The organism is Thalassobius sp. MITS945101, from assembly GCF_047123305.1.
In the GTDB taxonomy this organism is placed as follows: domain Bacteria; phylum Pseudomonadota; class Alphaproteobacteria; order Rhodobacterales; family Rhodobacteraceae; genus Thalassobius.
The window spans coordinates 1008854-1035719 of sequence record NZ_CP138918.1 but is presented as its reverse complement, the minus strand read 5'-3'; the positions used below and the strand labels follow the sequence as shown (position 1 = coordinate 1035719).

Here is a 26866-nt window from a genome sequence, read left to right as displayed (position 1 = left end):
CTTAACGTCCCAGATAGACGTCGATCACGTCTTGGTTTGCGGTCACATGATCCAAGGAGCCTTCCGCCAGCACACTGCCTTCATGCAGCACGGTAACCTTGCAGTTGAGGCGGCGCACAAATTCCATGTCATGTTCGACCACAACAACGGCACGGGTTTTGGCGGCTTCGACCAGAATGTCGGTGGTGTGCTGGCGTTCGGTGACCGTCATACCGGCGGCTGGCTCATCCACCAGCAACAGACGTGGTTCCTGTGCCAGCAGCATGCCGATCTCCAGCCATTGTTTCTGACCGTGGCTCAACTCCCCCGCCAGACGGGACAGCTGATCGGTTAGGCCAATCTCTTCGGCCAAGGCATCCACGCGACCCAGATCCTCAGCGCTAGGGCGATAGCCCAGCACCGCCAGCCAGCCGCGTGGTTTCTTCAGAGCGACCAGCAGGTTTTCCTGCACGGTCTGGTCTTCGAACACGGTGGGTTTCTGGAACTTGCGCCCCACGCCGGATTGGGCGATCTGCGCCTCGGACATTTTCAGCAGGGAGACCGATTTATCACCCCAGATCACCCGGCCTTCGTCAGGGCGGGTTTTGCCGGTGACGATATCCATGAAGGTAGTCTTGCCCGCCCCATTGGGGCCGATGATCGCCCGCAACTCGGCCGATCCGATGTTGAAGCTGAGGTTGTTGATCGCCTTGAACCAGTCAAAGCTGACCGATACGCCGGAAATCTCTAAGAGCATGCTCATTGGCCCGCCTCCTTTTTGGCTGCGCGCCGGGCGATCAGGTCAAACAGCCCACCGATGCCTTTCGGCGCAAAGAGGGTGACCGCAACAAAGGAGAGCCCCAGCAGCACCAGCCACCAGTCGACCCATTTGACGGTATAGAACCCCAGCGGCAGATCGGGGGCCTGCCCGCCGGTGAACCAGGTGCTGAGCAGGCTGACAAAGGCGGCTCCAATGACGGCGCCGTAAAGCCGTCCGCGCCCGCCGATGGCGACCCAGACCGCCAGATAGATCGAGGCGATCGGCACAATCTCAGCTGGATTGATGATGCCGGCCTGCGGGTAGTAGAGCGCGCCGGCAATGGCGGCGATACAGGCGGTGAGGGTGAAAATAGCCAGCTTATAGGCCTCCACCGAATAGCCAAGGAACCGCACCCGTGCTTCATTGTCCCGAATGCCACGGATGACCGATCCGAACTTGCCCGAAACCACCCAGGCCGCCAGCAAATATCCTGCCCCAAGTGCAAAGGCTGAGGCCCAGAGGAACCAGAGCGAAACCAGATCCTGTGAGGCGGTGACCCCGGGCAGGTTTTGCAGCCCGGACAGCCCGTTGTTGCCGCGCAAACCGCTGTCGTTCTGGAACAGGTAGAGCGCGAGAGCCAGCGTCATGGCTTGGGTCAGGATCGAAAGATATACACCAGTGACGCGGCTGCGGAAGGCCAACCAGCCAAACACCAGCGCCAGAAGGCCGGGCACCAATACGACCAACATCAACTGCAATGTCAGACTGTCTGCAAAGCTCCAGATCAGAGGAAACTCAGAGGAGCCGACAACGCCGAAGATCTGCGTGCCGATGGCATCCACCACTTCGGCCTCTGTTGGCGGGATCTCGGATTGGCTCAGCGACTCGACCACGATAAGGCGGGTGCGCTCATACATCAGCCACATGCCGATCATGTAGCCCCCCAGCCCGAAGAAGGCGAAGTGGCCCAGGCTGAGGATGCCTGCAAAGCCCCAGATCAGATCCATCGCAACGGCGATCAGACACAGGCATAGGGTTTTGCCCAATGTTTTGATGAAGGAGGTGGAGATCAGGCCAGATCCCGCCCATTCGCTTAGGACGGTGACCACCAGGGTGAACAGCGCCAAGAGGCTGAGGAAGATCAGAACCGAAGGGTTCCGTGCAATGAAACTACGCTGCATATGCGGGGCCTCCGGAAGTGAATGTGGTGAAGGTAAGCACCCGAGCGGTTCGGGGGCTGGTCTTTGGACATAGACGCATCGATCAATCCCCCGCCGCGCGGCCTTTTAGGGCGATGATGCCCCGGGGCCGGAATTGAATGAAAATGATGATGAAGATGATCATGTAGGTTTGCGCCGCCAGTGTGTTTGACGGGTTCATCCACTCGATCCCTTTCTGCAGGAAACCGATCATCGCCGCGCCCGCCAAGGTGCCCCAGATGTTGCCAACGCCGCCGACCACCACGGTCATGAAGCTCTGCACGATGTAATCGCTGCCCAGTTCTGAGGTGACTTTAGCAAACAACCCGATCGCAACCCCTGCGATGCCCGCGATGCCGGAGCCTAGGCCGAAAGTTAGCATGTTCACCCGGCCGGGGTTGATCCCCATCTGAGCCGCCATAGCGGGGTTCTGTGTGACCGCGCGGGTGTCGAGCCCCAGGCGCGTGCGTTTCATGATGAACAGGAAAACGCAAAGGAAGATCAGCGCCAGCACAAAGATTGCAATACGGATATAACTGATCGAGACCACATCGTTCATGACCCAGGCGCCATCCAACCAGCCGGGGGCAGTGAGGGGGCGGGCCTGTGTGCCGAAAATGTTCTTGGCCAGCTGTTGCAGCGCAATGGAAATGCCGAAGGTGGCCAACAGGGTTTCCAGCGGCCGGGAATAGAGGTGGCGGATCACCAGCCGTTCCATCGCAACACCGGCGGCAAAGGTCACCGCAAAGGCCAGCGGGGTCGCCACGATGATCGACAGTGTGTGATCGGGCACAAACTGCTGCACCACATAGCCGGTGTAAGCGCCCATCATGATGAACTCGCCGTGGGCCATGTTGATAACCCCCATCACGCCAAAGGTGATCGCTAGACCAATCGCTGCCAGGAAGTAGATCGAGGCGAGGGACAGCGCATCCAGACCCAAATCCAGTGCCTGATTGAAGCTCACCTTCAGCTCGATGTCCTTCAGCGCCTTGGCAGCGGCCTCGGTTACCGGGGCGGAAGGGTCAAGGTAGCGGTCATAGAACACATGGTCATTAATCGCGCGGGTCATCTCGACCTCACCAACCAGAGGCGGGACCAGACCCTGTGTTGCAAGCATGGCATAGGCGCGGGTGCGCTGGGCGGGATCACTCAGTTGGGCCACAGGGATGCCCGCAACACGGCCGCCGTCAATGTGCTGGGCCAGGGCGGCGCGGATGTCGCCCGCTTGGGTGACGGGGGCCGCCAGACCGGCAGCAACCAAAAGAGCATAAGCGTCTTCCCGCGAGATCCCCTCGTCGGGGATCAGCTGCGCGGCGATATTGGCCGCGGGTATTTCTGTTGCGGCTTCCCGCACGGTGGTCAGCACCGGGTTGAGGCTGGCGCGCAGGTCCACACCCAGATCACCAGCCATATCGGAAATCGCTCCGATCCGTTCTGCATCGCTGGCGCCAAACCGGATGGTCAGCAACCGTTCCAGCCGAAGTTTCTGTGCCTTAAGCGCCGGATCCGCCTCACCGGAGATCGAATTGCGCAGGGGCGCGAGTTGATCCGCCGAAGGGTCACGCGCAATCGACTGGAGCGCATCTGCACGGGCAGCGGAATCCGGATCGCTCAGTTGGAATTGCACCAGCGCCGTGGCAATCATGGCGCGAATGCCGCTGTTGGGCTTCAGCTGTTTCAGGTCTCCTTTCTGAAACTCCCCAACCACGGCACCGTTGTCAAAATCTGTCAGGCGATAGGTCTTGCCCTCGACCTTTTCACCGATAAAGAAAAACCCGTCCGATTTGCGCATCCACATGTTTTTGGCGGCCCAGACTTCCAGCACCTGTTGCGCCTGTGGCAGGCCGCTGCTGGCGATGGCATCGATGGCCGGTCCAATGGTCTTGCGGGAGGATTTGGCGATCACCGTCTGATGTTCGGCCAGAAGCGGCTGGATCTTGACGCTGGGCGCATCTGCCAAAGCCGATACCGCAGTCACGCAGAACAGCAGCAGCGCCAGAGCGGCCGCATATATCTGTTTCATGTTCGGGGGTTCCGTTCGTCTGAAAGGAGAGGGGGCCAAAGCCCCCTCTGCCAAGAGATCTTAGTAGTTCGACAGGGTCTGAACGCAGGTCTCGGTTTCGGTGTTGTACATCCCGCAACCGAGGTCTTTCCAATCCGACTTCAGCACAGCCGATTCCGGCAGGAAATCGGTCCAGGCGTCGCCAGCAACTTCCGTGGTCTGGCTGATGATGTCGAACTGGCCGTCTTCCTGAATCTCACCAATCAGCACCGGTTTGGCCAGGTGGTGGTTCGGCAGCATCACAGCGGTGCCGCCGGTCAGGTTCGGGAATTCCTGCCCGTACATCGCCGAGCGCACGGCATCCACTTCGGTCGAACCGGCGGCGGTGGCCGCGTTCACCCACATGTTAAAGCCGATGTAATGGGCTTCCATCGGGTCGTTGGTCACCCGCTCTTCGCCCATGGTGGCTTTCCAGGTTTCCACAAAAGAGGCGTTCACGTCGCTTTCCGCCGACTGGAAGTAGTTCCAGGCCGCCAGATGCCCAACAAGGTTCGAGGTGTCCAGGCCTGCCAGCTCTTCTTCGCCAACCGAGAAGGCCACAACAGGGATGTCATCCGCCGAAACGCCCGCTGCTGACAGTTCTTTGTAGAACCCGATGTTGGCGTCGCCGTTGATGGTGGAAATCACGCCAACCTTCTTGCCGTCCGCGCCCAGGGCCACAACGTCAGCCACAATCTTGGACCAGTCGGAATGGCCGAAGGGGGTGTAGTTCACAAAGATGTCGCTGTCGGCGATGCCTTTGCCCTTCAGATAGCTTTCCAGAATGTTGTTGGTGGTCCGGGGATACACATAGTCGGTCCCCAGCAGCGCAAATTTCTCAACACCCAGTTCATCCAGGAAGTAGTCGGTGGCCGGGATCGCCTGCTGGTTCGGGGCGGCGCCGGTGTAGAACACGTTTTTGGAGCTTTCTTCGCCCTCATACTGCACCGGATAGAACAGAAGGCCGTTCAGCTCTTCGATTACGGGTAGGACGGATTTACGGCTGACCGAGGTCCAGTTGCCAAAGATCACGTCGACCTCATGCACGGTCAGCAGCTCGCGGGCTTTCTCCGCAAACAGCGGCCAGTCCGAGGCCGGGTCAACCACAACCGCTTCCAGCTGTTTGCCCAGCAGGCCACCTGCAGCGTTCTGCTGGTCGATCAGCATCAGCATGGTGTCTTTCAGGGTGGTTTCAGAAATGGCCATTGTGCCCGAGAGCGAGTGCAACACGCCGACTTTAATGGTGTCTTCAGCGGCCATGGCCGAAGCGGTGAGCGAAGCAAAGACCAGCGAGCCGGCCAGAGTGGATTTCAAGAGTTTCATGCAGTCCTCCTGCGGGGCGCGCGCGTTTGGCCATGTCCCTTAGCCCTCGGGGCTTGCGTCCGAGGGGGGCTTGGCCTTACCTGTCCCCGCAACTGTTGTTGCGATCCGTGTGGCGGCTTTTCCGAGGTTCCAAATCGATTGGCCGTCACACACCTGCGTTTCCAACGTTTGCCGTCGACATCCCCGCAGGTGGGCTCAGCGAAACGGTTTGCCGGTGTTTTGGGCAGATTGCGGCGGGGCAGAACCGTGTATTCCCGGTGAAATTTCTATTTTTTGTGCAACTTCCAGTGCGACTGCTGCGAAATAGGGCAGCCCAAAAGGGCGCAAGCGTGCTGCGCTGCGGCGAAAAGAGGGGATGTGCTGGAAAAAGAGTCGTTTAGGGAAGGGGCGGACAGCCGCCCCTCCTTTCGATGATCAGAGGTCTTTGATCTTGGCCGGATCCAAGGGGCAGGACAGGTAGACCCCGAACTCCTGCCCGATGTCGGCGCTGACTCGGGCGTGCACCTTGCCTTGCCGGTCCAGAAACCGTTGCTGGTCTTCCACCGGGAAGATGCCCTCGTGCCAGATCCCGGGGTGGATATAGAGGCCTTGGGAGCCGTCACACCAGAACGCGACCACTTTCTCGGGCCGCAGATTGTCGCCGGGCAGGGCGGCGGGCACAATGAAGGGTTTGTTGTCCAGCGGCCAGAACATTTGCCCACCGTCCGGGTGGTAGTTCATATGCCACAGCAGCACCTGATCGCGCGGCGCGGTGGTCTGGTGTTCCGAGGCCTGCTGAGGATCGGCGGACCAGCCCAGCACGTAGTGGCCTTGCACCGCCTCATTGCGCCCGAACAGCACATCGCCCTGCCAGTTGCATTCAAACGTGCCCTCGACCCAGCCGGCTTCATCGCCGGTGCCCGCATCAATCGGCCGCCAGCCTTGCTGCGGCCATTGCACGATCTCAATCTCGAACCCTTCCGGATCCTCGACCAGACAGCCGTAACCTTTCACAGTTTCTTCGGTGGCGCGGATCAGGGGCACCTCATGCCAGGGCAGCGAGGGTTTGCTGGCGGCGTCGAAGATATATTCCGGCGCGCTCATTCCGTCGTTCCCAAGTGGCGGTCGACCATGCGCTGCACCATCGGCGCAAAGTGCCAGTAATCCGGCGTGACCATTCCGGCGCGTTTGCCGGCCTCATCCAAATAACGTACCGCAATGATCTGTTCGAGGTTTGGGTTCTTTTCGAACGCAGCCACCTCTTCGGTGGACATCGGGCCGCCCTGCAGGTTCAGCGTATGAATGGAGGCTTCGCTGAGGCGATCAAAGTAAGTGGGTTTGGTGGCGCAGAGATAGCGTTTGGCAGCCACGTGATAGCGACAGCAATCGGTGATCACCGAGGGAAAGAACCGCTCGAGCACCTCGGCGCCGGCATCTTCGTGATGGCGGTCCTCGGTATCGTCGGGGTGGTAGGTGCCAAACTCGCTGGTGAAATGGCCAATGTCATGCAGCAGCGCACCGATGATGATTTCCTCTGGCTGGCCATTCTGTTCAGCGATGGTGGCGCCCTGCAGCATATGTTCCCCCATCGTCACCGGCTCACCCAGGTATTCCTCGCCGCCGCGGCGGTCGAAAATCGAGCCGATGAATTCCACGATGTTTTCACGGTTGAGGCTGTCGATGTCCGGTTTCATTCCGCGGCCTCCTGCATCTCGCGGGTCATTGCGTCATAGCGCGACCGCAGCCCGTCCTTGTCCGCGTAGCAGCCCTGCAACCAGCGTTTGCCTTCGCCCGAATATCCTTTGCGCGCGTGCAAAACGCGGGTGTTGTCGACCACAAAGCCTTCGCCGGGGTCCAGACGGAAGGTGACCTCCATCGTCTCTTCGTCGATGATCTCGCCCAGTCGGCGATAGGCCGCGTAATAGGTGGCCATCTGGTCAAACGGCACATCGGTGACCGCTGCCAGCGACCGGTTGTTGAAGCGCACGCCGATCAGCTCGCCATCGGGGGCCAGTTCGATCATCGGGCGGCGCGCCGTCAGGCAGACGCCTGCCTCACCGGCATATTCAAAGCGGGCGCAGTGATTGGCAAGAACGTCGAAATAGGCCTGATTTTCGTCCCGCAGGCGCTGGGCGGCTTTGAACCCGTCCACCACCATATTCTCCCCCCCTGCGGCAGAGCTTTCCAGACAGTAGAGCACCTGCACTGAGGGCACCGGATCGCGGTAGGGGTTGTCGGTGTGGGCCTGCAGACCCAGACCGGTGAAGGCCAGGTTGGTGGGGTTCACCTCGGTGCGGACTTCAAAGTGTTTGCCGTAGTTGGTGTCACGGACATAGCCAAAGAGATCAACAATCTTGAACAGCGCACCCTCTTCAACGGGGCCGTTCACCACCTTGCCAAAGCCATAGCGATTGACTTGACCCAGCCAGTCCCGCAACGCGCGGCCGCCCTGCACCAGTTCGGTGAAGTCACCAATAGGCACCGCGCCCATCAATCCGCTGTCCCAACATGCGATCTGCGGGCCGGTCCAGCCACGGGTCGCGGGCGCGGCGCGGTCGTAGTTGTGGGCTGCCAACCAGTCGAGCGGGAAAGTGACGGTTTTGCCCTCTGGCGCGAAGGTGACGGTCAAGCCATCTGCGTCTACCGTGGCGGCGGTGAAATGCGTGTCTGCGGGAATGTCGCGCAGGGCGATCAGCCGCTGACCGTTGCCAAGGGCACGGGTCGCCGCATCCAGCGCATTGTCGCGCAGCCAGATGGCGTGGAACCGGTTGGTACCGGCATCGGTTTCAAGGGTGATGAAGGATCCATCGGGGGATAGGGTGACGCTGGCCATGGGGGCCTCCTGCTGGCGCTTGTGATGCTGGAAGGATCAGCGGAATCGGTGCATAAGATCAAATTAGGATTTTCCCGACTGAGTATCGGAATTGCTAATGGCTGACCCAGACCTGACCACCGAGTTCACCATGCCCCCGCTGGAGTGGGTCCGCGCCTTTGAAGCGGCGGCGCGGCTTGGATCCTTTACCGCGGCGGCGGCAGAGACCGGGCTGACTCAATCCGCCATCAGCCAACGCATAGGCCATCTGGAAAAACGGTTGGGGGCTGAGCTGTTTCATCGCCGGCCCCGCTCGATCTCATTAACCTTGGAGGGCGAGGCCTGGCTGCCCCATGTGCGCAATGCTTTGGAAGGGTTGCGCGACAGTTCCGAGGCGCTGTTTGGTGGCGGGCGCAAACGCCTGGTGATTTCGGCCAGTCAGTCGATCAACGATCTGTGGCTGCTGCCGCGCCTGCGGACGCTGCAAGAGGCGACGGGCAGTCAGATCAATGTGCAAACCATGGTGGTCGGCGCCCATGAGGCGCCACAGGATGATATCCTGCGCATTCGCTATGGCACCGGGGATTGGCCACATGAATATAAACTCCGGCTTTATTCCGAATGGATCGTGCCGGTGGCCGCACCATCGCTGGTGGCGCAGGGGGGCAATTGGACGGATTGGCCACGTTTGTCCTGTTCCGGTCCGCGTCCTGGCTGGCGGGATTGGGCGGCGGCCTATGGCATTCCCACAACGCCAGTGGCGCGGCTGCGGTTTGACACTTTCCTGACCACACTTGGGGTGGCCAAAGCGGGGCTTGGCGTGATGCTGGCCTCTTTGCCACTGGTTGAGGCAGATCTGGCGGCGGGGCGTTTGGTGCGGCTGGAAGAGGTGGCGTTGAAACACCACGAAAGCTATTGGCTGCTGGGCAGCCGGGACGCGCTGTCCCGGCGGCAGTGGCAGGCTGTGGCCGAGGTCATGTCGGAGTGATGGCTTTCCACGCCTCGCTAGCGGCATGTTTCAAGAGCGCAGTGCGGTAGGGCAAATCGGCATGCATATCGCTGAGGAAGTCGCCATCGTCTGGCTGCCAGTCGGCCAATGAACCGGTTTGAAGCGCTGCGACCATTTCCGGATCCTGATAGGCCTGTGAGGCCACGCCGGTGACGCCGCTGTCCACTCCGTCTGCGAACCGTGCCAGAAACACTCCCGCCAGCGCAAAGCCCGAGGCCCCTTGGCGGCATTTGTGATAGGCTGCGGTCTTGGGGATTGCGAAACGAACTTCGGTGATAACTTCACCCTGTTCCAGTGCGGTTTCAAACATCCCAGTCAGGAAACCTTGGGCAGATAGTCGGCGCCTGTTGGTGACGACTTCGCCCCGCAATGCCAGCAGCGCGGCGGGATAATCCGCCGCCGGATCGTTGTTGGCCAAGGATCCCCCCAACGTGCCGCGATTGCGCACCATCGGATCGCCAATGCCGCCCGCCAATGCGGCCAATGCGGGAATATGCGTCTGCACCAGGTCCGAGCGCGCCACATTCACATGACGGGCCCCCGCGCCGACCACCAGATGCGCGCCCTCCAACCGGATCGTGCGGGACAGGACCTTGGCCAGATCAACCAGCGCGTCGGGCATCATCAACCGCTGCTTCAGCGATGGGATCAGCGTGATGCCACCAGCCAGACAGAGGGTATCCTCGTTCTCGGCCAACAGCTGTTCGACCTCGTCCCAACGGGTGGGACAGTGGTAAAGCGTGTCATACATCGCGGCTGACCTCATGAATCGCCTCGACCATGCCGTGATAGCCGGTGCAGCGGCAGATGTTGCCTTCCAGCTCGGCGCGGATCAGGGTCCGGTCAAGCGCCGTACCGTGTCGCCGGATCATGTCGAGACCCGCCATGATTACGCCTGCCGTGCAAAACCCGCATTGCAGCCCGTGATGCCGGATCATCGCCGCTTGCAGACGATGTTCGACGCCTTCGATGGTGCACAGATCAGTCCCGTCACAGGCCACCGCCAGAACCGAGCAGGATTTCACCGCTTCCCCGTTCAGATGCACGGTGCAGGCACCACATTGACTGGTGTCACAGCCAACATGGGTGCCGGTCAGGCGCAGCTCTTCGCGCAGAAATTCGGACAACAGCATCCGCGCGGGCGGCGTGGCCTGTACCGCCTGACCATTCACTGTCAGTTTCATTCGGCCACGTCCGCAAATTGGCCCGCAAAGCGGTCAAAGAACTGCGCGGCCAATTTTTCCGAGGTGGATTTAATCAGCCGCTGGCCCAGCTGCGCCAGTTTGCCCCCGACGGCGGCTTCGACTTCATAAATCAACAGGGTGTCGTCGCCGCGGGCTTCCAGCCGGACTTTGGCGCCGCCTTTGGCGAAACCGGCCACGCCGCCGTTGCCCTTGCCCGAAATCACATAGCTTTCCGGCGCGTTGATGTCCGACAGGGTGACGTCACCGGAAAACTTGGCCTTCACCGGCCCGATTTTCAGCGCCACCTTGGCGGACATTTCGCTGTCGGAATGCTGCACCAGCTCTTCGCAGCCGGGAATACAGTCTTTCAGGATGGCCCCGTCATTGAGGGCCGCCCAAACCGTTTCGCGGCGGGCGGGGATCAGATGTTCACCGGACAGTTCCATCGATGCCTCCGATCACAGCTTCAGGCCACAGGAGTCAAAGGCGGCGCGGGTGGCGTCCTTTTCGGCATCGGTCAGTTGCAACAGCGGCTGACGCACTGGTCCACCGACCTGTCCCAGCAGTTCCTGCCAATATTTGCTATGGGCCTGCGGTTTGCCGCCGGGTTTGGTGGATTTGATCGCATTGCGCACCGGATCCAGGCTGTCCCGCAGGGCGCGGGCCTCTTCGAAACGTCCCTCAAAGGCCAGTTGGGTATAGTCATGCATCCGTCGGTCGTTTTTGGTCTGCAGCATGTAGGGCGGCGAGGAGCAGAGGTAGAGTTTCCAGTTCAGCTCTTCGATGTTGTCCAGCCACTCGACCTCTGAGGCGGTGGAGACGTGGATTTTGTCGCCAACCATATGGCTCAGCCGCACATACATGTCGCGCGGGACCGAGTATTTGATCGCCACGATGTTGGGCAGCTCCGCAATACGGGCGCAGAGTTCTGGCGACATCAGATAGCCGCTGTCAGGATGGGACCACATCGCGATGCCGATATCGACCTGATCGCAGATGGCATTGTAGTAGTTGTAAACGGTGTCATCGGGATCCGAGACAAAGTGCAGGATCGGCGCGTGCACCACGATATAGTCAGCCCCGCAGGCCTGGGCGTGTTTTGCCAGTTCGATCACCGTGTCGAAATTCTGGTCCGAGGCCGACATGATGGTGCCCGCCTTGCCGTCACATTCCTCGACCGCGATCTCAAAGTTGCGTTTGCGCTCTTCCAGCGACATCGAGAAGAACTCACCCTGTTTTCCGGCGATGAACAGGCCCTGAATGGCCAGATCATCCACCCAATGTCGGATATTCTGGCGCAGCCCCTCCTCGTTAAAGGCGCCGCCTTCGTGGAACGGGTTGAGGGCAGCGGCCCAGATGCCGCGCATGTGTTCACGCGCGTGGTCTTTGGCGTCGAGCTTGGAATATTTCATGTCACACCTGTTTAACGGTTGGTGGTTGTGTCGGGGCTGGCAGCGTGGATCGCGTGCCAGAGTTTTTGCGGGGTCAGCGGCATGTCTATGTGGTCGATGTCCAATGGGGCCAGCGCATCCAGGGCGGCATTCAGCAAGGCCGCCGGCGCGCCGATGGTGCCAGCCTCTCCCACACCTTTGGCGCCCAGGCTGTTGAGCGGGCTGGGGGTTTCGAACTTGCCGATGGTCAGATCGGGAATATCGCTGGCACGGGGCATGGCGTAATCCATGAAGGATCCGGTTACCAATTGCCCGTCAGCGTCATAGTGCAGCTGTTCCATCAGCGCCTCGCCCAGACCTTGTGCAAAACCACCGCGGACCTGTCCTTCGACCTGTGCTGGATTGATGATGCGACCGGTGTCGTCGATGCAGATGGCTTGCTGGATTGAAAGCATACCTGTGGCGCGGTCGATCTCGACCGCGATCAGATAGGCGCCATAGCCCCAGGCCTGCCCCTTGTTTTCGTATTTCACCTCTGCCGTCAGCGGCAGGGCCTGGCCTGCGTCGCGCTGGGCAAGCAGATTTTGGCAGGCTTCCAGTACCGCGCTGCCACCGATTGCAGTGGAGCGGCTGGCCAATGCGCCAATGCCTTCGGGACAGGTCCGGCTGTCGGCAAGGCGGACGGTGATCTGCTCCGGTGCCAGTCCAAGGGTATCAGCCGCGATCTGGGCAAAGGCGGTTTCCCGCCCGTGCCCCTGCGAAGACGCGCCCGAAGCGACCTCAACCGTGCCGTCCGCCTGCCAGGTGACACGGGCACTTTCCCAACCGGATCCCGAGGGCTCCAGATAGAAGGCGGCGCCAACACCAGCAAGCTGGCCCTTGGCCCGGGCCGCATCGCGCCGCTGAACGGCAGCAGTGTATCCCCCGGTCTCCGAAAGCATCTGCAAGGCGCGGGCATAGTCGCCCGAATCCAGCAGGTTGCCTGTGGCGGTTTCAAACGGCAGCTGTTCAGCGCGCAGCAGGTTGCGGCGGCGGATCTCCAGCGGGTCCAGACCTGTTGCCTGCGCGGCCTTGTCGACTAGCCGCTCCATCAGCGCATTGGCTTCGGGCCGACCGGCGCCGCGATAGATGCCAGTGGGGCCAAGGTTTTCGGCATAGACCTGCGTGGTGATGTCCACATCCTTGATCGCATAGCCACCGGGCAGGATCCGCGCGGCGTTCCATCCTGTAATCAGGCCGGAGTTCGGCAGCCAGCGGCCCACGGGTGCCTCAACCGCAGCCTCCAGCGCAAGGAAGTCACCCGCGGGGCTGACCGCCATCCGGCCGCGGCTGTGAACGCCGCGCCCTTGGGTGGCAGAAAGAAACTCCTCGGATCGGGTGGCGGTCCATTTCACGTCACGGCGATGCTGGAAAGCGGCCCAGACCGCAAAGACCTCTTCGGGATAAAGCGAGGCTTTCATCCCAAACGCACCCCCGACATCCGGCGCAACCACATGCAGGCGGGAGATGTCGAGGCCAAGGATCTGGCTCAGCTCTGACCGGGTGCGATGCGGGGTCTGGGTAGAATGGTAAATCGTGGCGCTCTCGTTGTCCCGATCGTAGGACACGGCAATAGCGCGCGGCTCCATCGAAGCGGGGGCCAGACGGGCGTGCTGCAAACTGGCCTCAACCACGATCGGCGCTTGGGCCATGACACCCGCGCAGTCCCCGTGTGACCATTGTTTCTCTGCAACCAAGGTACGTTCCGGCAACTCAGTTGCGGCAATCTCGGCCCAGATCTGCTCGGCGGCGTCCTGCGCGCGCATCGGGTGATCAGCCAGCACGGCCGCCAATGGTTGGCCCACCGCCAGAACCTCTCCCTGCGCGAGGACGGGGTAAGGCAGCTGCGCCACCATTGGGATCACCGGATTAACCGACAGCGGGCCCAAGGCAGCGACGTCCGCGCCGGTGTGGACAGCATGGACGCCCTCCCCCTCGGCTGCTTCAGTGACATCGATATCCGCGATCACGCCGCAGGGGTCCACCGCGCGCAGGAAGGCCACATGCAATGGATCCTGCAAATGCACATCATCAGTGTAGCACCCTCGTCCGGCCACAAAATCAGCAGAGCGCCGGCTGGGCAGGGCGCGTCCGATGGGAGAGGAGAAATCAGTAGAGATGCGGGACATGGGCGGGGTCATTCAGGCTGGTTTGACGCGGTTTTGAAACTGCCCGCATAAGACCACCGCGCCCCGCTGAGGCAAAATACAAAGACCGGATTCTGATATAACCGAAATGGATATCAAATTCGCTGGCAGGTAAGTATCAATAGGAGCGAAGAAAGAGTGAGGCCTTCATGACAATTGCAGTGATCGGCAACGGTGCCATTTCCAAATACGTCCACCGCGAACTTGCAGCACGGGACCTTTCCGTTGCTGCCCTGATCGTGCGCCCCGGCAAAGAGGCCGCGGGCTGTGTCACTTCAGTTGCCGAGCTGCCCGAGGACGTGGATCTGCTGGTGGACTGCGCCGGCCACCCCGGTTTGCAGGCCCATGGCGCAGCGGCCCTGCGGCGTGGCATTGATGTGGTGACGCTGTCGCTGGGCGCCTTGGCGGATGCGGCATTGCAGGCAGAGCTGGCAACAGCCGCAGAGGAAGGCGGCGCGCGGCTGCATCTGGCCAGTGGCGCCATCGGGGCACTGGACGCACTGCGCGCAGGCGCGGTGGGGCCGATCAGCCATGTGACCTATGTGGGGCGCAAACCGCCGCGTGGCTGGAAAGGGTCGCCCGCCGAAGGGGCCTGTGATCTGGACACGCTGCGCGAACCTTTCACCCATTTCACCGGCACCGCCCGTGAGGCCGCGGTGACCTATCCAAAAAACGCCAATGTCGCTGCCGCTGTGGCCCTGTCCTCTATTGGGCTGGATGCCACCCAGGTTGAGCTGATCGCCGATCCGTCGGTTGCCGCCAATATCCATGAAGTGCGTGCAGAGGGCGGATTTGGCCGCTTGTATTTCACTCTTGAAGGCAACAGCCTGCCGGACAATCCTCGATCCTCTGCCTTGGCCGCGATGAGCGCCGTGGCGGCGGTGCTGGAGCGGCAAAAACCTGTCGGCTTCTAAAAAGCCCTCCCCGTTGCACCGCAAAAGGAACGTCCCATGGCCGCCAAACATAGCAGGATTGTCGAACGTGCCCTGACCCGCCTGAAGTTGCGTCAACTGCGGCTGCTGGTGGCGGTGGGCAAGAACGGCAATATTCAGGCCGCCGCCCGCGAGTTGAACGTCTCGCAGCCGGCAGCCACCAAGATGATCAAAGATCTGGAGTTGGATTTTGAGGTGCAGCTGTTTGACCGCACCAATCGGGGGGTGGTGCCCACGGTCTACGGCGAGGCGCTGATCCGGCACGGCAAACTGATCTCCGCCCAGATCTCAAACGCTGCACAGGAATTGGATGACCTAAGCGAAGGCACCTCGGGGCGGGTGGTGGTTGGTACCTTGCTAGCGGCGTCGTCGCGCCTGCTGCCCTTGGCCATCGGGCGGGTGCTGGAACAGCGCCCCAATGTGACAATCAAAGTGGTTGAAGGCACCAATGAGGTGCTGATGCCGGGCCTGCGTGCGGGGGAGATTGATCTGGTGGTGGGCCGTCTGCCGACACATCGCCACCGGCAGGATCTGTCACAAATCTCGTTGTTTCAGGAAAAGATCCGTCTGGTCACCGGGGCCGCCCATCCGCTGGCGGGGCGATCTGCGCTGGGGTTCAAAGATCTGCGCCCGTTTGGCTGGATCCTGCCGCCGGTGGAAACCTCACTGCGCCGTCAGCTGGATCAGTTCTTTATCGACAGCGATGACTACACCCCGCCTGCCTCGGTCGAGTCGGTGTCCTATCTGACCAACCGCGCCCTCCTGTCGGGGGGCGGTGACCTGATGGGTCTGATGCCCTCCCATGTTGCGGCGCAGGACATCGCGGCGGGGCAATTGGCCGAACTGGCCTTCGATCTGCCTTTTGGCGCCGGACCGGTGGGGATTTCCTTTCGTGGCGCCGAGCAGTTGTCGCCCGCCGCCAAGATGTTTCTGGACGCGTTGGAGGATGTGTCTCAGGGGATGTGACGCCCCTGATCTTCTTCCGTTGCCTTTAGAGGCGTGTCCACCCAAGGGGGACAGCTGCATGGCCGAACAAACCTGTTAAAGCTGCACCCAGCCCTCGGGTGGTTCTTTGCCGGGATGCACACTGCCACAGTTGGGGCAGGTGCGCGCCTCATCAGAGGCATAGAACTGGGCATAGACCGGTGGCAGATCCTCCACGATGGATTTCAGCTGCATCTCTGCTCGATGCACCAAGGTGGAACAGTCAAAACAGTACCACTCGATTGCATCCAGTTCCCCTTTCTGACGTTTGGGTTCGATCACCAGACCAATTGACCCTTCCTGCGGGCGTTGCGGGGAATGCCGCACATGAGGGGGCAGCAAAAAGATCTCCCCTTCGCGAATGGGGACATCGTAGAACTCTTCCCCATCATATAGCTTCAACAGCATGTCGCCCTTCAGCTGGTAAAAGAACTCCTCCACCGGGTCATCATGATAGTCCGTCCGTTTGTTCGGGCCGCCAACAACCGTGACCATCAGATCGGCATCTTCCCAGATCTGTTGATTGCCCACTGGCGGTTTCAAGAGATGTTTGTGTTCGTCGATCCATTTCTGAAAGTTGAACGCACTCAGCCGCGCCATTCTATCCTCCTATGTGTTAACAAAGAGTGTCTGTGCCGGCGCTATAACCGCAAGGATCAACATCGAAACCTGCTATCCATTTTGCTTATGTCAGCGCGACGGCGGTGAATCGGACTGTATATAAAGTCCTGCCCAGATGGCTTAGCGGCGGGGATTCTGTGTTGGATTCTGCTTTGGATTTGCGCGACTCGTTGTGGAATTGTGTGTTTGTGGGTGTGATTCCTGTTTTGTTGATTGGCTTTTGTGTGGATTGGTTTTGTTTTTTTGTGGTGTTGTTTGTTTATGTGTTTGATTTTGTTTTATTTTTGAAATGGTTTTGTGTTTTTGTGATTTTCTTTGAAAAAGCGCTTGCGGGTGGTTTGGAATAACCTTAGAACCCCCTTCACCGGCGGCGCTGAGGCGCAGGTTGGGACGGCGGACGGCGCTACGGAGGCAACTCTGGCAGGGTCTGAAGTTAACAAAATATGAGGTTTATGACGCAGGTTGCGCCAGGAAGGTTTTGGCGCTTCGTGTTGATTTTGTCTCTGGTGATGACTTGGGTTGTTGCCGCGCTCTTTGACATTGATGGTATCTGAAGAGATATGTGGGCGGTTTGGTTCATTCGATGAATGAACGACTGCACATATATCAACTACCTAGGAGCTTCGGTTCCGATGATGGATAGTCAGCTTCACTGTTTGTCGGCTTTCGGTATCTTTTGGTACTGATGTCACAAACAGAGAACGTCCCGACCAGCCGGTTGGGACATTTCCAAGTCAATTGGAAAAACAGTATGTGCAGAGGTTCGAACGTCAAGGATAGCACCGTAAGGTGCTTTCAACTTGAGAGTTTGATCCTGGCTCAGAACGAACGCTGGCGGCAGGCCTAACACATGCAAGTCGAGCGCGCCCTTCGGGGTGAGCGGCGGACGGGTTAGTAACGCGTGGGAATATACCCGACACTAAGGAATAGCCTCTGGAAACGGAGAGTAATACCTTATACGCCCTTCGGGGGAAAGATTTATCGGTGACGGATTAGCCCGCGTTAGATTAGATAGTTGGTGGGGTAATGGCCTACCAAGTCTACGATCTATAGCTGGTTTTAGAGGATGATCAGCAACACTGGGACTGAGACACGGCCCAGACTCCTACGGGAGGCAGCAGTGGGGAATCTTGGACAATGGGCGCAAGCCTGATCCAGCCATGCCGCGTGAGTGATGAAGGCCTTAGGGTCGTAAAGCTCTTTCGCCAGAGATGATAATGACAGTATCTGGTAAAGAAACCCCGGCTAACTCCGTGCCAGCAGCCGCGGTAATACGGAGGGGGTTAGCGTTGTTCGGAATTACTGGGCGTAAAGCGCGCGTAGGCGGGCTAGTAAGTTAGAGGTGAAATCCCAGGGCTCAACCCTGGAACTGCCTTTAATACTGCTAGTCTTGAGTTCGAGAGAGGTGAGTGGAATTCCGAGTGTAGAGGTGAAATTCGTAGATATTCGGAGGAACACCAGTGGCGAAGGCGGCTCACTGGCTCGATACTGACGCTGAGGTGCGAAAGTGTGGGGAGCAAACAGGATTAGATACCCTGGTAGTCCACACCGTAAACGATGAATGCCAGTCGTCGGGTAGCATGCTATTCGGTGACACACCTAACGGATTAAGCATTCCGCCTGGGGAGTACGGTCGCAAGATTAAAACTCAAAGGAATTGACGGGGGCCCGCACAAGCGGTGGAGCATGTGGTTTAATTCGAAGCAACGCGCAGAACCTTACCAACCCTTGACATCCTAGGACAACCTGAGAGATCAGGCCTTCCTTCGGGACCTAGTGACAGGTGCTGCATGGCTGTCGTCAGCTCGTGTCGTGAGATGTTCGGTTAAGTCCGGCAACGAGCGCAACCCACATCCTTAGTTACCAGCGGTTCGGCCGGGAACTCTAAGGAAACTGCCCGTGATAAGCGGGAGGAAGGTGTGGATGACGTCAAGTCCTCATGGCCCTTACGGGTTGGGCTACACACGTGCTACAATGGCAGTGACAATGGGTTAATCCCAAAAAACTGTCTCAGTTCGGATTGTTCTCTGCAACTCGAGAGCATGAAGTCGGAATCGCTAGTAATCGCGTAACAGCATGACGCGGTGAATACGTTCCCGGGCCTTGTACACACCGCCCGTCACACCATGGGAGTTGGTTCTACCCGACGACGCTGCGCTAACCCTTCGGGGAGGCAGGCGGCCACGGTAGGATCAGCGACTGGGGTGAAGTCGTAACAAGGTAGCCCTAGGGGAACCTGGGGCTGGATCACCTCCTTTCTAAGGATGCACCTAGCAGGTTGAACTTGTTCAACTTCGTGGATGCACTTAGCAACGATCAGCAAGTCACGCTGATCAATATCATCAGGTCCTTCATGGACACTGAGGACCAGGCCGTCCTCATATCTCTTCAGGATTACGCACCGCACGACACCTCGTGTGGTCAGCTTAGGGGCCTTAGCTCAGCTGGGAGAGCGCCTGATTTGCATTCAGGAGGTCAGCGGTTCGATCCCGCTAGGCTCCACCACTCTCCTCCGACTAAGCCTTCCAAGGATGGGTCGGTAGCTCAGGTGGTTAGAGCGCACGCCTGATAAGCGTGAGGTCGGAGGTTCAAGTCCTCCTCGACCCACCATTCTTCGCAAGATACCAAAGATAAGAGCGTTCGATTAGATCGTTAAGCACCAGACCCTGGTTCTTAACCGTCCAATCGGACACGCTTCCGCCTCGCAAGAGACGGAACTGACATCGTTTAGAGAGAAATATCAACAACCTGTTTGATCACCGTAAGTAAGCGGACGATCTCAGTAGGTCTCCTTCGGGAGAGGCGTGATAGAGATTGTTTCCTCGATCTTTATGCAACGTATCCCTGCTGAAACGAACAGAGTTGTCCAAGTCAAGTACACTAACCCGGTTCAATCTCCGCAAGAGATTGAACCCGCAAGATCGAGAGATCTTGCAATGTTCCTTACCTTCTGCGTGGGGCCGACCGACATCGGCAGCGCAGTCTTTCGGGTAAGGAGCGGGATATAGTATGCTTTTGATCAGAAAGTGAGCATCCGGTCGAACCAGCCCGGATGTGGAAGTCTTCGTGCTCAAGTAGCCTTCGGGCGGTAGCACACTAAGAAGTCTTACTCTTTCTGGATCAAATCAAGCGCGAGAAGGGCGTTTGGTGAATGCCTTGGCAGTAAGAGGCGATGAAGGACGTGATACTCTGCGATAAGCTAGGGGGAGCCGAGAATAGGCTTTGATCCCTGGATCTCCGAATGGGGCAACCCACCTGACATTCTGTTATTGTTAGCTCTGCTATCAATAATGGGGTGAGACAGGTACTTTTAACCTGAATACATAGGGTTTTAAGAGCGAACCCGGGGAACTGAAACATCTAAGTACCCGGAGGAAAGGAAATCAACAGATACTCCCCTAGTAGCGGCGAGCGAACGGGGACCAGCCGAGCCATGAATGTGACTAGAACGACCTGGAAAGGTCGGCCAAAGTGGGTGACAGCCCCGTATAGGAAGCATGATTGGACGTATTAAGTAGGGCGGGACACGTGAAATCCTGTCTGAACATCGGGGGACCACCCTCGAAGGCTAAGTACTCCTTACTGACCGATAGTGAACCAGTACCGTGAGGGAAAGGTGAAAAGCACCCCGACGAGGGGAGTGAAACAGTACCTGAAACCGAACGCCTACAATCAGTCGGAGGCTCCTTGCGAGCTGACGGCGTACCTTTTGTATAATGGGTCATCGACTTGGTCTCACGAGCAAGCTTAAGCCGATAGGTGTAGGCGCAGCGAAAGCGAGTCTTAATAGGGCGAATGAGTTCGTGGGATCAGACCCGAAACCGAGTGATCTAGGCATGACCAGGCTGAAGGTAAGGTAACACTTACTGGAGGGCCGAACCCACACCTGTTGAAAAAGGTCGGGATGAGTTGTGCCTAGGGGTGAAAGGCCAATCAAACTCGGAGATAGCTGGTTCTCTGCGAAATCTATTTAGGTAGAGCGTCATCCGAATACCCCGGGGGGTAGAGCACTGGATGGGTAATGGGGCCCCACAGGCTTACTGATCCTAACCAAACTCCGAATACCCGGGAGTACTAGATGGCAGACACACAGCGGATGCTAACGTCCGTTGTGGAGAGGGAAACAACCCTGACCTCCAGCTAAGGCCCCTAATTCATGGCTAAGTGGGAAAGCAGGTGGGACGACCAAAACAACCAGGAGGTTGGCTTAGAAGCAGCCATCCTTTAAAGATAGCGTAACAGCTCACTGGTCTAAATAAGTTGTCCTGCGGCGAAGATGTAACGGGGCTCAAGCCATGAGCCGAAGCTGAGGATGCACATAGTGCATGGTAGCAGAGCGTAGTGTGACATAGCACTCATCCTCTTCTATCTCCTCCGGGAGGTAGCGCAGGATAGAGTGCTTTCTGTGAAGCCGGCGCGTGAGCGATCCGGTGGAGAGATCACTAGTGAGAATGATGACATGAGTAGCGACAAACAGGGTGAGAGACCCTGTCGCCGAAAGTCCAAGGGTTCCTGCTTAAAGCTAATCTGAGCAGGGTAAGCCGGCCCCTAAGGCGAGGCCGAAAGGCGTAGTCGATGGGAACTAGGTTAATATTCCTAGGCCGTGAGGTGGTGACGGATCATGAAGGTAGTTCATCCTTATTGGATTGAATGGGCTGCTAATTGGTCCCTGGAAATAGCCCCTCTTTAAGACCGTACCCTAAACCGACACAGGTGGACTGGTAGAGAATACCAAGGCGCTTGAGAGAACGATGTTGAAGGAACTCGGCAAAATACCTCCGTAAGTTCGCGAGAAGGAGGCCCAGTTTCTAGGCAACTAGAGGCTGGGGGCACAAACCAGGGGGTGGCGACTGTTTACTAAAAACACAGGGCTCTGCGAAGTCGCAAGACGACGTATAGGGTCTGACGCCTGCCCGGTGCCGGAAGGTTAAAAGGAGATGTGAGAGCGTCGAATTGAAGCCCCGGTAAACGGCGGCCGTAACTATAACGGTCCTAAGGTAGCGAAATTCCTTGTCGGGTAAGTTCCGACCTGCACGAATGGCGTAACGACTTCCCCGCTGTCTCCAACATCGACTCAGCGAAATTGAATTGCCTGTCAAGATGCAGGCTTCCCGCGGTTAGACGGAAAGACCCCGTGCACCTTTACTACAGCTTCGCACTGGCATCAGGCACAATATGTGCAGGATAGGTGGTGGGCTTTGAAACCAGGACGCCAGTTCTGGTGGAGCCTCCCTTGAGATACCACCCTTATTCTGCTTGATGTCTAACCGCGGTCCGTTATCCGGATCCGGGACCCTGCGTGGCGGGTAGTTTGACTGGGGCGGTCGCCTCCTAAAGAGTAACGGAGGCGCGCGAAGGTTGGCTCAGAGCGGTCGGAAATCGCTCGTTGAGTGCAATGGCAGAAGCCAGCCTGACTGCGAGACTGACAAGTCGAGCAGAGTCGAAAGACGGCCATAGTGATCCGGTGGTCCCGCGTGGAAGGGCCATCGCTCAACGGATAAAAGGTACGCCGGGGATAACAGGCTGATACTGCCCAAGAGTCCATATCGACGGCAGTGTTTGGCACCTCGATGTCGGCTCATCTCATCCTGGGGCTGGAGCAGGTCCCAAGGGTATGGCTGTTCGCCATTTAAAGAGGTACGTGAGCTGGGTTTAGAACGTCGTGAGACAGTTCGGTCCCTATCTGCCGTGGGTGTAGGATACTTGAGAGGAGTTGCCCCTAGTACGAGAGGACCGGGGTGAACGTTCCACTGGTGGACCAGTTATCGTGCCAACGGTAGTGCTGGGTAGCTATGAACGGACAGGATAACCGCTGAAGGCATCTAAGCGGGAAGCCCCCCTCAAAACAAGGTATCCCTTGAGGACCGTGGTAGACCACCACGTCGATAGGCCAGAGATGTAAGTGCGGTAACGCATTCAGTTGACTGGTACTAATGGTCCGATTGGCTTGATTTGATCCAGTAAAAGTAAGACCAAATCAAGAGCATACACTAAGTGAACAAAAACTGGACAACACGTTGATATCGGGGCAAAAACGCCCCTTGGTCTTTATTCGGTTTGGTGGTCATAGCACGAGTGATACACCCGATCCCTTCCCGAACTCGGAAGTTAAGCACCGAAGCGCCGATGGTACTGCATCTTAAGGTGTGGGAGAGTAGGTCACCGCCAAACCTAATAAAGACCAAATCCCTCTAAACGATCACAAGCGCATTGGCGCGGGATGGAGCAGCCCGGTAGCTCGTCAGGCTCATAACCTGAAGGTCGCAGGTTCAAATCCTGCTCCCGCAACCAAAAAGCCGCCCAAAAAGGGCGGCTCTTTTGTTAAAAAAACACCAAAAAAATCAACCCCCAACCAATCGGTAACGACGCTGATTCAATACATCGCGGGAAGCTTCCTCCAGCAGGAAATCCCGCAGCAAAGCAATATGCGGATGCCGCATGCCGCCAGAAGAACAGGTCAGGTAAAACGCCTCGTCCAGGGGCACCGGCAGATAAAACGGCCGCACCAAACGGCCGCTTTCCAGAAACGGGCCCGACATCGACGACCGCCCCAGGGCCACACCACCGCCAGCGGCGGCAAACTCGAACACTGTCAGCGAGGTGTCAAATTGCATGCCCTGCCCGGCATTCACCCCCTCAACACCGGCGGCGCGCAGCCAGGTCGACCAGCCCTCCTCATAACCCAAGACATGCAGCAGCCGGTGATGGCGCAGGTCGGCAGGGTCTTTCAGATCCGGCCCATTGGTTAACAGCGAGGGCGCGCAGAGCGGTTCAAAAACTTCCCAGGTCAGACGATCCGCAGCCAATCTAGCCCAGTCTCCGGTGCCATAGCGCACCTCAAGATCGACACGGGGTTGGTTCTGTTCGTCCCAGACGCTCGACAGCAGGCGCACCGGACATTCGGGAAACATTTCGATAAAACGACGCAACCGCGGCACAATCCAGCTGGTCGAAAACCCAACAGGCGCGCGCAGGGTCAGCGCGTCCGACAAGCGACCGCCAAAGACCTCTTCGGTGCCGGCAACGATGCGGTCAAATCCGTCGCGCACCTTGGGCAGATAAGCGGCCCCAATCTTGGTCAGTGCCAGGCTGCGCGGGCGGCGTTCAAACAGGGGTTCACCCAGAAACTGCTCTAGCAATTTAACCTGCTTTGAGATGGCGGCCTGCGTCAGATTCAACTCCTCGGCGGCACTGGTGAAACTCAGATGCCGTGCAGCAGCTTCGAAGGCACGAAGCCAGGTGAGGTGAGGGATCTTCTGCGCCATGCAAAACCAAGTCATAACTTTTCTTTGGTCATGCTGACTCTGCCCGTCATGGGGGCCTTTGCTGGAAGCGGCGCTCGGTGGTCGAAAAACGAACAGATCGACGAAAAGCGACGGGCCAGGTTCATAACCTCAGTGGGGTCTAACCCCCTATATATGTCGGTTGTGAGAAATGGGTCTGCGGCGGAACATCAGGGGCAACTCATATCAGGATCAAGACCCATGTTCACCATTGCGCCCACGGCCCGTTTGCGCCCGACTCCGTTTATGGCCTCTGTTAAGTCGGAGGGGATCACTCATGCAACTTTCTATAACAGCATGGTTTTACCGGCCTTCTACGGCAATCCGGAAGAAGAGTATTGGCGATTGATCAACGGCGTTTCGATGTGGGACGTGTCCTGTGAGCGGCAGGTCGAGGTGACCGGCAAGGATGCTGCCAAACTGGCGCAGATCCTTAGCCCTCGGGACCTTAGCAAGTGCAAACCGGGTCAGGGTAAATATGTGCCGCTGTGCAATCACATCGGGACGGTGATCAATGATCCGATCCTGCTGAAACATGAGGAGGACCGGTTCTGGTTCTCGATTGCAGACAGCGATATCTGGTTCTGGGCACGGGCGATTGCCTCGGAACGTGGGTTGGATGTGGAGATTACCGAACCCGACGTGTCGCCGCTGGCAGTACAAGGCCCCAAAGCGGTGGAGGTGGTCGCGGATATGTTCGGCGACTGGGTGCGTGATCTGAAGTATTTCTGGTTCAAAGAGACCGAAATCAACGGCATTCCCGTCGCTTTGCAGCGCTCGGGCTGGTCGAAACAGGGCGGCTATGAAATTTACCTTCAGGATGGCAGCCGTGGCGCGGACCTGTGGAACATCGTCAAAGAAGCGGGCGCGCCCTACGACATTGGGCCGGGTTCTCCCTGCACGCCGGAACGGACCGAAAGTGGTCTGGTTTCGGTCGGCGGTGACACCGATGCCTTCACAAATCCCTATGAGGTTCGGCTGAGCCAATATGTCGATCTGGATGTGCCGGATGACACGGTGGGCATTCGGGCATTGCGCAAGATTGCAGAGGAAGGTCCGAAGCGCCACCAGCTGGGTCTGAAGCTGGAGGGCGAAGACCCCGCGCCTTTGGGCTTTGCCTGGGAGGCGCTGGTCAAAGACGGCCAGAAGGTGGGCGATATGACCAACTGCACCTGGTCTTTCCGGATGAAACAGAACATCGGCTACGCGCTGATTTCGGTAGATCTGCAGCCCGGCGACTCGGTTGAAGTGCATCGGCCCGGGGGAATTGTCATGGCGGAACTGGTGGAGCTTCCCTTTCTGTGAGCCATTATCTACAAGACATTACTATGTTTTTTCAAAAAGTGACCGTAAGGGCAGTCGGAAAAGGGCTTGCTAACCACGGGGCAGCGCGGGCTACTGTGACAGTAGCCGCTGCTGACTCTGCCAATGTCACTTGCAGAATTGTTGCCAGAGGACCGTCCTAGACGGGCCCGGGCTCATGCAGAGCCGGCATGCGATAGACCGCCAGAAAGGCGGCACCAAACAACAGAGGAGAAAACGATGACATCCAGTAACACACCCAAGTCCGGCATTTCCCGCCGTGGACTGCTGCGCGGTGCAACCGCGATGGGCGCGGCAGCGCTGATCCTGCCCGCTGGTATGCGCGCTGCACATGCAGCTCCGAAAAAAGGCGGCACCCTGCGCGTTGGCATGGGCCATGGTAGCACCTCGGACAGCCTTGATCCCGGCAGCTGGGACAACGCCTATTCCCAGGTCTTTGCGAACGCGCGTCACAACTACCTGACCGAGATTGCCGCGGATGGCCAACTGGTGCCGGAACTGGCAACTGAATGGTCTGCCTCGGCAGATGCAAAGGTCTGGACCTTCAAGATCCGCGAAGGCGTCACCTTCCACAGCGGCAAAACCCTGGACGCCAACGATGTTGTGGCCTCGATCAACCACCACCGTGGTGAGGACAGTGAATCGGCGGCGAAACCGATTGTCGCTTCGATTGTTGATCTGCAGGCCGCGGATGCCACAACTGTGGTCTTTACGCTGGAAGCAGGCAACGCCGACTTCCCGTTCATCATCTCGGATTACCACCTGCCAATCATGCCCGGCATGGACGGCAAGATTGATCCGGCTTCGCTGGACGGCTGTGGCGGCTATGTTGTCAAAAGCTACGAGCCCGGTGTTGAAGCGACGCTCACCCGCAACCCGAACTACTGGAAGTCGGATCGCGCTCACTTTGACGCCATCGAGCTGCTGCCGATCGTTGATGCGGCCGCCCGTCAGAACGCGCTGCTGTCCGGTCAGGTTGACCTGATCGACCGTGTGGATCTGAACACTGTGCATCTGCTGGAGCGCGCGCCGTCGATCAAGACACTGTCGGTGTCCGGCACCCAGCACTACGTGATGCCGATGGACAGCCGCGCGGCTCCGTTCAGCGACAACAACGTTCGCCTGGCGCTGAAACATGCGATCAACCGGGAAGAAATGGTTGAGAAGATCCTGAACGGTTACGGTTCGGTGGGCAACGACCACCCGATCGGCCAGTCCAACCGTTTCCACGCCTCCGAGCTGGAACAGCGTGCCTATGATCCGGAAAAGGCGAAGTTCTACCTGAAGCAGGCCGGTCTCGACAGCCTGGACGTAGAGCTTTCGACCTCGGAAGCGGCCTTTGGTGGCGCAACTGATGCGGCGGTTCTGTTCTCGGAAACCGCCAAGGCATCGGGCATCAACCTGACCGTTAAGCGTGAGCCGGCAGATGGCTACTGGTCCAACGTCTGGATGCAGAAACCGTTTGTGACCTCCTACTGGGGTGGCCGTCCGACAGAGGACTGGATGTTCACCACGGCCTATGCCTCGGGCGCGTCGTGGAACGACAGCTACTGGGAGCACGAGCGTTTCAACAAGCTGCTGACCGAAGCCCGGTCCGAGCTGGACGAAGCCAAGCGCCGCGAGATGTATGTCGAGATGCAGACCATCGTACGTGACGAAGGCAGCGTGATCGTGCCGATGTACGCCAACTACGTGATGGCCCACTCCGATGCCATCGCCACGCCAGAGCAGGTCGGGTCCAACTGGACCATGGACGGCTTCCGCGCGATCGAACGTTGGTGGTTTGCATAATCGCTGAGGCGATCTGAAAACGACCCGGTGCCCTAGGGCGCCGGGTTTGCCATCCGCGGGGCAATA

At 58.7% G+C, this 26866-nt stretch carries 20 protein-coding genes, 3 tRNA genes and 3 rRNA genes; 12 read left to right on the top strand and 14 right to left on the bottom strand.

The window, feature by feature from the left end; genetic code table 11:
* Window position 1: 1 nt before the first annotated feature.
* The 7 genes from urtD to SIC14_RS05285 all read right to left on the bottom strand — a co-directional run bounded on the left by urtD (window position 2) and on the right by SIC14_RS05285 (window position 8117).
* Complete coding sequence (gene urtD, locus SIC14_RS05315) at window positions 2-742, bottom strand: urea ABC transporter ATP-binding protein UrtD (RefSeq protein WP_412564788.1); 741 nt, start codon at window positions 740-742, stop codon at window positions 2-4.
* Window positions 739-1920 carry an urea ABC transporter permease subunit UrtC gene (gene urtC, locus SIC14_RS05310; RefSeq protein WP_412564787.1) on the bottom strand — a complete coding sequence of 394 codons (1182 nt, stop codon included), beginning with the start codon at window positions 1918-1920 and terminating at the stop codon, window positions 739-741. The genes urtD and urtC overlap by 4 nt, the downstream gene beginning before the upstream one ends.
* Window positions 1921-2002: 82 nt before the next feature.
* A complete protein-coding gene (urtB, locus tag SIC14_RS05305; protein WP_412564786.1) occupies window positions 2003-3964 on the bottom strand; it encodes an urea ABC transporter permease subunit UrtB in 1962 nt (653 codons plus the stop codon).
* A 60-nt stretch (window positions 3965-4024) separates the two neighbouring features.
* Entirely contained in the window at window positions 4025-5305 is a 1281-nt protein-coding gene (gene urtA, locus SIC14_RS05300) for an urea ABC transporter substrate-binding protein (RefSeq protein ID WP_412564785.1), read from the bottom strand.
* Window positions 5306-5719: 414 nt separating this feature from the next.
* Complete coding sequence (locus tag SIC14_RS05295; protein WP_412564784.1) at window positions 5720-6388, bottom strand: ureidoglycolate lyase; 669 nt, start codon at window positions 6386-6388, stop codon at window positions 5720-5722.
* Window positions 6385-6978 (bottom strand): HD domain-containing protein, encoded by a 594-nt coding sequence (locus SIC14_RS05290; RefSeq protein ID WP_412564783.1) that lies wholly within the window; start codon window positions 6976-6978, stop codon window positions 6385-6387. The genes SIC14_RS05295 and SIC14_RS05290 overlap by 4 nt, the downstream gene beginning before the upstream one ends.
* Window positions 6975-8117, bottom strand: a complete 1143-nt coding sequence (locus SIC14_RS05285) for a TauD/TfdA family dioxygenase (RefSeq protein WP_412564782.1) — start codon at window positions 8115-8117, stop codon at window positions 6975-6977. Before SIC14_RS05285 ends, SIC14_RS05290 begins: the two co-directional genes overlap by 4 nt.
* Before the next feature lie 97 nt (window positions 8118-8214).
* Between SIC14_RS05285 and SIC14_RS05280 the strand changes: the two genes are divergently transcribed.
* A complete protein-coding gene (locus SIC14_RS05280; protein WP_412564781.1) occupies window positions 8215-9084 on the top strand; it encodes a LysR family transcriptional regulator in 870 nt (289 codons plus the stop codon).
* Here the strand turns inward: SIC14_RS05280 and SIC14_RS05275 are convergent.
* Genes SIC14_RS05275 through SIC14_RS05255 form a run of 5 tightly spaced genes read right to left on the bottom strand, consistent with a single transcriptional unit; the run spans window position 9071 to window position 13848 of the window.
* Entirely contained in the window at window positions 9071-9871 is an 801-nt protein-coding gene (locus SIC14_RS05275; protein ID WP_412564780.1) for an FAD binding domain-containing protein, read from the bottom strand. The genes SIC14_RS05280 and SIC14_RS05275 overlap by 14 nt on opposite strands.
* Window positions 9849-10289: a (2Fe-2S)-binding protein gene (locus SIC14_RS05270; RefSeq protein WP_412564779.1), complete on the bottom strand. Its 441-nt coding sequence runs from the start codon at window positions 10287-10289 to the stop codon at window positions 9849-9851. The genes SIC14_RS05275 and SIC14_RS05270 overlap by 23 nt, the downstream gene beginning before the upstream one ends.
* Window positions 10286-10735 (bottom strand): CoxG family protein, encoded by a 450-nt coding sequence (locus tag SIC14_RS05265; RefSeq protein WP_412564778.1) that lies wholly within the window; start codon window positions 10733-10735, stop codon window positions 10286-10288. The genes SIC14_RS05270 and SIC14_RS05265 overlap by 4 nt, the downstream gene beginning before the upstream one ends.
* A gap of 12 nt (window positions 10736-10747) precedes the next feature.
* Window positions 10748-11701, bottom strand: a complete 954-nt coding sequence (locus SIC14_RS05260; RefSeq protein WP_412564777.1) for a dihydrodipicolinate synthase family protein — start codon at window positions 11699-11701, stop codon at window positions 10748-10750.
* An 11-nt stretch (window positions 11702-11712) separates the two neighbouring features.
* Window positions 11713-13848, bottom strand: coding sequence for a xanthine dehydrogenase family protein molybdopterin-binding subunit (locus SIC14_RS05255; RefSeq protein WP_412564776.1), 2136 nt, complete (start codon window positions 13846-13848; stop codon window positions 11713-11715).
* A 167-nt stretch (window positions 13849-14015) separates the two neighbouring features.
* On the opposite strand from SIC14_RS05255, the gene SIC14_RS05250 reads away from it, so the two are divergent.
* Window positions 14016-14780, top strand: a complete 765-nt coding sequence (locus tag SIC14_RS05250; RefSeq protein ID WP_412564775.1) for an aspartate dehydrogenase — start codon at window positions 14016-14018, stop codon at window positions 14778-14780.
* 36 nt (window positions 14781-14816) lie between these two features.
* Window positions 14817-15764 carry a LysR substrate-binding domain-containing protein gene (locus SIC14_RS05245; protein WP_412564774.1) on the top strand — a complete coding sequence of 316 codons (948 nt, stop codon included), beginning with the start codon at window positions 14817-14819 and terminating at the stop codon, window positions 15762-15764.
* A 75-nt stretch (window positions 15765-15839) separates the two neighbouring features.
* Here the strand turns inward: SIC14_RS05245 and SIC14_RS05240 are convergent, their stop codons facing one another.
* Window positions 15840-16382 (bottom strand): 3-hydroxyanthranilate 3,4-dioxygenase, encoded by a 543-nt coding sequence (locus tag SIC14_RS05240; RefSeq protein WP_412564773.1) that lies wholly within the window; start codon window positions 16380-16382, stop codon window positions 15840-15842.
* Window positions 16383-16543: 161 nt separating this feature from the next.
* Between SIC14_RS05240 and SIC14_RS05235 the strand changes: the two genes are divergently transcribed.
* The 7 genes from SIC14_RS05235 (at window position 16544) to SIC14_RS05205 (ending at window position 22694) form a co-directional block, all read left to right on the top strand.
* Entirely contained in the window at window positions 16544-16750 is a 207-nt protein-coding gene (locus SIC14_RS05235) for a hypothetical protein (RefSeq protein ID WP_412564772.1), read from the top strand.
* A gap of 449 nt (window positions 16751-17199) precedes the next feature.
* Window positions 17200-18661: ribosomal RNA gene (locus SIC14_RS05230) — 16S ribosomal RNA — on the top strand.
* A 171-nt stretch (window positions 18662-18832) separates the two neighbouring features.
* Window positions 18833-18908, top strand: a tRNA-Ala gene (locus tag SIC14_RS05225).
* Between the two features lie 28 nt (window positions 18909-18936).
* A tRNA-Ile gene (locus SIC14_RS05220) sits at window positions 18937-19013 on the top strand.
* 513 nt (window positions 19014-19526) lie between these two features.
* Window positions 19527-22358 (top strand): 23S ribosomal RNA (locus SIC14_RS05215).
* Between the two features lie 101 nt (window positions 22359-22459).
* A 5S ribosomal RNA gene (rrf, locus tag SIC14_RS05210) occupies window positions 22460-22574 on the top strand.
* Together the 16S, 23S and 5S rRNA genes with 3 tRNA genes alongside form the textbook arrangement of a ribosomal RNA operon.
* Before the next feature lie 43 nt (window positions 22575-22617).
* Window positions 22618-22694 (top strand) — tRNA-Met (locus SIC14_RS05205).
* A 50-nt stretch (window positions 22695-22744) separates the two neighbouring features.
* Here the strand turns inward: SIC14_RS05205 and SIC14_RS05200 are convergent.
* Entirely contained in the window at window positions 22745-23683 is a 939-nt protein-coding gene (locus SIC14_RS05200; RefSeq protein WP_412564771.1) for a LysR substrate-binding domain-containing protein, read from the bottom strand.
* A gap of 204 nt (window positions 23684-23887) precedes the next feature.
* Between SIC14_RS05200 and SIC14_RS05195 the strand changes: the two genes are divergently transcribed.
* Window positions 23888-24991, top strand: a complete 1104-nt coding sequence (locus SIC14_RS05195) for a glycine cleavage T C-terminal barrel domain-containing protein (RefSeq protein WP_412564770.1) — start codon at window positions 23888-23890, stop codon at window positions 24989-24991.
* 237 nt (window positions 24992-25228) lie between these two features.
* Window positions 25229-26800 (top strand): ABC transporter substrate-binding protein, encoded by a 1572-nt coding sequence (locus SIC14_RS05190; protein WP_412564769.1) that lies wholly within the window; start codon window positions 25229-25231, stop codon window positions 26798-26800.
* Window positions 26801-26866: the final 66 nt, after the last annotated feature.

Coding starts and splice junctions, on each gene's coding strand:
- urtB (WP_412564786.1), bottom strand. CDS start 3,964: ATGAAACAGATATATGCGGCCGCTCTGGCGCTGCTGCTGTTCTGCGTG.
- SIC14_RS05290 (WP_412564783.1), bottom strand. CDS start 6,978: ATGAAACCGGACATCGACAGCCTCAACCGTGAAAACATCGTGGAATTC.
- SIC14_RS05285 (WP_412564782.1), bottom strand. CDS start 8,117: ATGGCCAGCGTCACCCTATCCCCCGATGGATCCTTCATCACCCTTGAA.
- urtD (WP_412564788.1), bottom strand. CDS start 742: ATGAGCATGCTCTTAGAGATTTCCGGCGTATCGGTCAGCTTTGACTGG.
- SIC14_RS05270 (WP_412564779.1), bottom strand. CDS start 10,289: ATGAAACTGACAGTGAATGGTCAGGCGGTACAGGCCACGCCGCCCGCG.
- SIC14_RS05275 (WP_412564780.1), bottom strand. CDS start 9,871: ATGAGGTCAGCCGCGATGTATGACACGCTTTACCACTGTCCCACCCGT.
- SIC14_RS05240 (WP_412564773.1), bottom strand. CDS start 16,382: ATGGCGCGGCTGAGTGCGTTCAACTTTCAGAAATGGATCGACGAACAC.
- SIC14_RS05250 (WP_412564775.1), top strand. CDS start 14,016: ATGACAATTGCAGTGATCGGCAACGGTGCCATTTCCAAATACGTCCAC.
- SIC14_RS05280 (WP_412564781.1), top strand. CDS start 8,215: ATGGCTGACCCAGACCTGACCACCGAGTTCACCATGCCCCCGCTGGAG.
- SIC14_RS05195 (WP_412564770.1), top strand. CDS start 23,888: ATGTTCACCATTGCGCCCACGGCCCGTTTGCGCCCGACTCCGTTTATG.
- urtA (WP_412564785.1), bottom strand. CDS start 5,305: ATGAAACTCTTGAAATCCACTCTGGCCGGCTCGCTGGTCTTTGCTTCG.
- SIC14_RS05260 (WP_412564777.1), bottom strand. CDS start 11,701: ATGAAATATTCCAAGCTCGACGCCAAAGACCACGCGCGTGAACACATG.
- SIC14_RS05245 (WP_412564774.1), top strand. CDS start 14,817: ATGGCCGCCAAACATAGCAGGATTGTCGAACGTGCCCTGACCCGCCTG.
- SIC14_RS05265 (WP_412564778.1), bottom strand. CDS start 10,735: ATGGAACTGTCCGGTGAACATCTGATCCCCGCCCGCCGCGAAACGGTT.
- SIC14_RS05255 (WP_412564776.1), bottom strand. CDS start 13,848: ATGTCCCGCATCTCTACTGATTTCTCCTCTCCCATCGGACGCGCCCTG.
- urtC (WP_412564787.1), bottom strand. CDS start 1,920: ATGCAGCGTAGTTTCATTGCACGGAACCCTTCGGTTCTGATCTTCCTC.
- SIC14_RS05190 (WP_412564769.1), top strand. CDS start 25,229: ATGACATCCAGTAACACACCCAAGTCCGGCATTTCCCGCCGTGGACTG.
- SIC14_RS05295 (WP_412564784.1), bottom strand. CDS start 6,388: ATGAGCGCGCCGGAATATATCTTCGACGCCGCCAGCAAACCCTCGCTG.
- SIC14_RS05200 (WP_412564771.1), bottom strand. CDS start 23,683: ATGACTTGGTTTTGCATGGCGCAGAAGATCCCTCACCTCACCTGGCTT.